The sequence below is a fragment of the Aquimonas sp. genome, from assembly GCF_044377145.1.
Lineage (GTDB): Bacteria > Pseudomonadota > Gammaproteobacteria > Xanthomonadales > Xanthomonadaceae > Aquimonas.
Genome location: NZ_JBILJQ010000148.1, coordinates 1 through 4866, shown reverse-complemented (window position 1 = coordinate 4866; position 4866 = coordinate 1). Strand labels below are relative to the sequence as shown.

Below are 4866 nucleotides of genomic sequence, written 5' to 3'. Positions count from 1 at the left end.
GCCCGAACGTGGCCAGTGGAAGCGCCCCGCGTGCAGTCGACGCACGCACAGCCACACGCCGGTGCCGTCGATCAGCAGCAGCTTGATCCGCGAGCCGCTGCGGTTGCGGAACACGTAACCCACCGAACCCGAGGCCACGCCACCGCTGCGCTGCACCCACACCAGCAGCCGATCCATGCCGCAGCGCAGATCGACCGGCTCGACCGCGAGAAACCATTGCGAAGGCAGACGCATCAGCCGTCTCTCCGCTGGATCGGCAACAGCCGCAGCGGCGCCAACTCGCGCATCCACATCCGCCGCCGCCAGGCAGCGAACTCCCGCCGACGGATGCCCCACAGCCGGCAGTACGCCGCTTGGCTCAACCCACTCCGCACCTGCGAGCGCACATGCGCCCGCCATCGCCGCACCTCCGAACACGCCATCGACCGGTCCTCCGTTGGGGAAACCGGAGACGGTCGGGAGAATCAGGTCAGGAAGGTAGGTGAGGTAGGCGGACGCTTACCCTCAAGCTGCCCACCGCTGAGATCATCGCGCTCTATGCCGATCACGGCACCCACGAGCAATTCCACCGCGAGTTCAAGACCGACCTCGACCTCAAACGCCTGCCGTCCCGCAGGTTCGACACCAACGACCCCGTGCTGAGCCTGGCTGCGCTGACCTACTACTGCCTTCGTCTGATCGGCGAAGGCGCCCTGTTGGGGTCCGACAGCCCGGTGCGCCACCCTGCCAGGCGTTGCCGCTTGCGTACCGTCATCCAGGAGATCATCTACGGCGCCGCCACCGCGATCCGCCACGCCGGTAGCTGTGCACTGGACTTCGGCCTGCACTGCAGCGAGGCCGTGGCGTTTGGTCGGCTGGTCAAAAACTGGCGAATACGCCTGGCCTAGCCGCAAACGCCCAACAGCCCCCCGACCGCAACGTATCCATCGCCGGATCGACGCCCCGGAGGATCACGGCCGCCCGGGATTCGGTCGGACCTGACCCTGCCCATGCACGAAGGGCAACGAAGCTCTCGTCTGTGCTGCGTTGAAGGCGAGGTTGTGGCCCCGCGGCGAACAAATGAGCGCGCCGCCACAGCACACGCCGCGGTGTTTCAGTTGGCGAACAGTTTCTCGTTGGTCGGCCACGGATTCAGGAGAAGAAAAGACTTTTTCGAGAGCTTTTCCAGAGCCAGCAGAGAGGACTTCTGCGGAGATCCATGTCGTTTATTGCATGCGCCGCCCTGCGGCAGGCGCTTCAACCCCACATCGACACAGCCGAAGGGAAATCTCTTCATGAAGAACTGCGATCAAATGCAACCCCGCTGCGAACGCGCGTCGCTCCGGAGTTCCGTATGCACTCTCCTTGCCCTTGGGCTTGCATCACCGAGTTTTGCCCAATCCACTCCCTACGGTATCTGCCCCCCCGAGCGCGTTACCGTCTCCGGGCCGCAGCGGGAATGGCGAGATCTGGTCACGGGTGCCTATGTCGAAGGCGACCTCGACAGAGTCTGGTGGCTGATGCTGCCAGCGGCGGCTGCAGGCGCAATTTCGATCTATCCCAATGGGGGAATACTCCTGACCAATTTCTTGACCAGCGGCGGAGACTGGACTGCGAACTATGTCGGTCTCAACGTTCGCGCCGCTTGGATTAGTCAGGCATCAGCGGTCGTCTTGCGGCGCGCCGAAATGGATGTTGATGCGCGGTACAAAGCCATCGATTTGTTCGAAGGGGGTTCTTCGAGTGGTGCTTTCGAGATCGCGTCAAGTGTTGTCACGGAGGGCAGTGTGGACCCCGATCTATACTTCGCTCTGGGAAAGTTCAACATGACCGGAGAGTACAAGTACAGTTTCCGCAGACCTTGGGGGGCTCGAGCCTATCTCAAGCTGGAACGCGTCTACCGGGCCACCGATCGCTACGATTGGGACCCACCACGTATGTGCGGGATCATCGACCACGTGGTGCCGTGGTCGCTCGCGCAGGCAGGCAAAGCCAAGGACTTTGATGTAAAGATCCTGTGGGGCGAGCCTGAGTTCAAGCTAGATCTTAAGTTTGTCAATTGCGCCGAAGTGCGAGCAGCTGGAAAGGCGCCAATTCTTCGCGGCCAAGCCGGTTTTGGCCCGCATCTTGACTTGGACAATGACGGGATCGGTTGTGAGTAGGTGGTAATTCACTCCGCGATGAACACGCCGCGAAACCGGGTTTCACGGTTTCGCGGCCTCCTCACCCGTACAGTCGTCGAGGCGAGCCTCTATGCCTTACCGAACACAAAAAGCACTCTTGATTGTTTCTGGGTTGACGCTTGCTGCTGCCATTGTCAGCTGGAGCCGCAGCGCTGAGTATGAGCAGCGCGTGACCGAATCTCCACCGATACACCCTGCGGCCCCAGAAACCAAAGCGCACGAGCTCGCTTTCTCCGCGGCGGCTGCCAGCGAATGGATTGAGTCTAGAGCCGTCGTGCCTGCGCCCGTTTCGCCACAAACGCTTCCGCCGCCCGGAACCCCCTTGGTTGAAATCCTGGATCATTTGGAGAGCCAAGCGCGCCTTGGCAACTCAGCAGCAGCTTGCCGCTTGACCGCAGACCTGTCGACATGCGCGGATCTCGCGCGTTCCCGCGCGCTAAGAATCATGATCGATCCTACCCGCCATCTCATCACGGACGCTCAACCCGCAAACGAGGCCAGCACAGAAGCACTGACGACGCAACTTGACGTCAGTATCGAAGCGATGGCCACAATCGAGAATTCGATGGAAGCCGTGAAACACATGTGCGAAGGACTGTCGGAGCGGCAGAGCAAAGACGCGTTGAAGTGGCTTTATCAATCGGCATCTTCGGGTAATACCCGTGCGATGGCTGAATTTGCTTCCGGAAAATGGTGGCAATCGGTTGACACAATTCACCACCCGCATGTCATCTCAGCTTACCTGCGGGATGCCCAGTCCATGGCCGAAGCCGCAGTCACCGCTGGAGATCGATCTCTGCTCACTGTCTACGGTATTGCATTAAGTGGCCTTCCACAGCCCTTCAACCGTTCCCCACTGAGTGAGGCGGTCAAGCCCGATCCGGTTCGCGCGCGTGCGTTGCTGATTATTGCGGATCGAGAGATCCAGCAATTTCCGAGCGAAGCATCCCGAATTTCTGCAAGCGCCGGCGGACTCAGCCGCCGAAGCGCACTTGAACAGTTGAACGCGTCTCTTGACATGGCCTCCATTCATCGTTCAGACATGCTCGCCCGGCAGCTCCAATCGAACTTTGACAGGAAGCCACCCAAGACGGCGGTTTGGGGGAGCCACGTAGCGCCAAGGTTTGGACCCGAGAATGCAATTGCGTTGGAGATTGACGACTGCGAACCCTGAGCGCCCGGCAGGTGAACATCGCTCGCTCGACCTTAACCGCCTCATGGGTCGCGTCGTCTACGACCGTCAGATGCTTCACGACGCGGCCTTCCGCTGTCCGGTCTAACACGAAGTGCTCGTGACCTGCCCGCTTTCTCAGGACCACCGATTAGTTGAAGGAGGCTGTTTGGGTTGATGCTTCGCTCTGCTGCTTCTGTTCGTCCTTGAACTGCTTCGGGGTCCGGTAGCCAAGACTCGAGTGGGGGCGATCTTCGTTGCAGTGGCGGCGCCAGCTCTTCATTATCACCCGCGCTTCGGCCCGGCTTCGGAACCACTCCATGCTCAGGCACTCGTCGCGGAACTTGCCGTTCAAGCTCTCGGCCGTGCCCTTCTGCCAAGGCTTGCCGGGGTCGATGTGCGCCGTTTCGATGCCCTCCTGCTGCAGCCATTTCAACACCGCATGGCTGACGAACTCGGGGCCGTTGTCCGAGCGGAGGTAGCGCGGCGCACCGTGCTCGCTGAACAGGCGTGTCAGCACTTCGATCACGCGACGCGAGCGCAGGCTGCCCTGCACATCGCTCGCCAGCGCCTCGTGGGTCCACTCATCGCTGATGAGCAGGCACTTCAGGGCTTGGCCGTTGGCGCAGGCGTCGAGTACGAAGTCGAAGGCCCAGACCTCGTTCGGACCGATGGCCGCTATCGACCGCGGCCTGGAGGTGGCGACGCGTCTGCGCGGACGCTTGTTCGGCACCCGCATCCGGCCGTGCCGCCACAGCCGGAACATCCGCTCCCAGCCCAGCTGGAAGCCCTCGCGCTCCAGACAGATATGAGTCCGGCGACAGCCGAACCGCGGGTACAGCGCGGCGTAGTGCTCAATGCGTTTGATCACCGCAGCATCCTTGGCAGGCAAGCGTGCTTGCTAGCGCAGCGCTGAGCGGGCAACTCCCAGCAGCGCGCAGGCACGTCGCTGGCTGATGCCACGCTCAACCATCCGAGGGATCAAGGCGCGCCGGGCAGGCGCGCTCACCACTTCTTTGCGGTGATCTCCTTCATCCCTTCGATCTCGAGGTTCCGCTCGCCCAGCAGCTTCTTCAGGCGCGCATTCTCCTGCTGCAACGTCCGCAGCTGTTTGACGTCGGCGGTCTCCAGCTTGCCGTAGCGCTTGCGCCAGACGTACAGCGTCTGCTCGCTGATGCCGTACTTCTTGGCCACCTCCGCAACCGGCGACTTGTCGGCCTCGCGGAGGATCTTGACCATCTGCTCTTCGGTGAATCGGGACTTGCGCATGGGCTCCTCGCTGATGTCGGGAGCCATCCTCTCAACTTTCAACTGGTCCGAAAATCGCCGGGCAGGTCACCCTTGTACAGAAGAATGTTGCCATCGCTCTCCGTCATCAGCGCGAAACGACCTTCGCCGTAAGCACAAGCACTAGGGAACCTCTGTTTTATCCCAGCCCGGCTGGTAGAATTTGTGCATCACCCACATGACAGTCACCCCATGAAGCAGACCACCTTCGACTCTCTGGCCTACACGGCGAAGAAGAAGCAGACG

At 61.4% G+C, this 4866-nt stretch carries 6 protein-coding genes and 1 pseudogene; 3 read left to right on the top strand and 4 right to left on the bottom strand.

From position 1 onward, the window contains the following. Positions 1 to 234 (bottom strand): IS66 family insertion sequence element accessory protein TnpB (gene tnpB / locus ACIQ7H_RS21785; protein ID WP_395795527.1); only part of this gene is annotated, 234 nt, incomplete at its 3' end. Then, positions 234 to 422 carry an IS66 family insertion sequence element accessory protein TnpA gene (gene tnpA / locus ACIQ7H_RS21780; protein WP_395795525.1) on the bottom strand — a complete coding sequence of 63 codons (189 nt, stop codon included), beginning with the start codon at positions 420 to 422 and terminating at the stop codon, positions 234 to 236. The genes tnpB and tnpA, both read right to left, overlap by 1 nt. Before the next feature lie 213 nt (positions 423 to 635). On the opposite strand from tnpA, the gene ACIQ7H_RS21775 reads away from it, so the two are divergent. After that, positions 636 to 887 (top strand): hypothetical protein, encoded by a 252-nt coding sequence (locus ACIQ7H_RS21775; RefSeq protein ID WP_395795523.1) that lies wholly within the window; start codon positions 636 to 638, stop codon positions 885 to 887. A 206-nt stretch (positions 888 to 1093) separates the two neighbouring features. Here the strand turns inward: ACIQ7H_RS21775 and ACIQ7H_RS21770 are convergent, their stop codons facing one another. Then, the gene (locus ACIQ7H_RS21770) at positions 1094 to 1276 is read right to left on the bottom strand and encodes a hypothetical protein (RefSeq protein WP_395795521.1); all 183 of its coding nucleotides are present in this window, start codon (positions 1274 to 1276) and stop codon (positions 1094 to 1096) included. Between ACIQ7H_RS21770 and ACIQ7H_RS21765 the strand changes: the two genes are divergently transcribed. Both ACIQ7H_RS21765 and ACIQ7H_RS21760 read left to right on the top strand, forming a co-directional pair. After that, positions 1275 to 2141, top strand: coding sequence for an excalibur calcium-binding domain-containing protein (locus ACIQ7H_RS21765; RefSeq protein ID WP_395795519.1), 867 nt, complete (start codon positions 1275 to 1277; stop codon positions 2139 to 2141). The genes ACIQ7H_RS21770 and ACIQ7H_RS21765 overlap by 2 nt on opposite strands. Positions 2142 to 2232: 91 nt before the next feature. After that, on the top strand, positions 2233 to 3336 hold the full coding sequence (locus tag ACIQ7H_RS21760) for a hypothetical protein (protein WP_395795529.1): 1104 nt from the start codon (positions 2233 to 2235) through the stop codon (positions 3334 to 3336). 148 nt (positions 3337 to 3484) lie between these two features. Here the strand turns inward: ACIQ7H_RS21760 and ACIQ7H_RS21755 are convergent. Continuing rightward, a pseudogene (locus ACIQ7H_RS21755) lies at positions 3485 to 4602 on the bottom strand (IS3 family transposase). Between the last annotated feature and the right edge of the window lie 264 nt (positions 4603 to 4866).

Bases quoted from the DNA above. Each gene is read 5' to 3' on its own strand.
- ACIQ7H_RS21765 (WP_395795519.1), top strand. From the start codon at position 1,275: ATGAAGAACTGCGATCAAATGCAACCCCGCTGCGAACGCGCGTCGCTC.
- tnpA (WP_395795525.1), bottom strand. From the start codon at position 422: ATGGCGTGTTCGGAGGTGCGGCGATGGCGGGCGCATGTGCGCTCGCAG.
- ACIQ7H_RS21760 (WP_395795529.1), top strand. From the start codon at position 2,233: ATGCCTTACCGAACACAAAAAGCACTCTTGATTGTTTCTGGGTTGACG.
- ACIQ7H_RS21770 (WP_395795521.1), bottom strand. From the start codon at position 1,276: ATGAAGAGATTTCCCTTCGGCTGTGTCGATGTGGGGTTGAAGCGCCTG.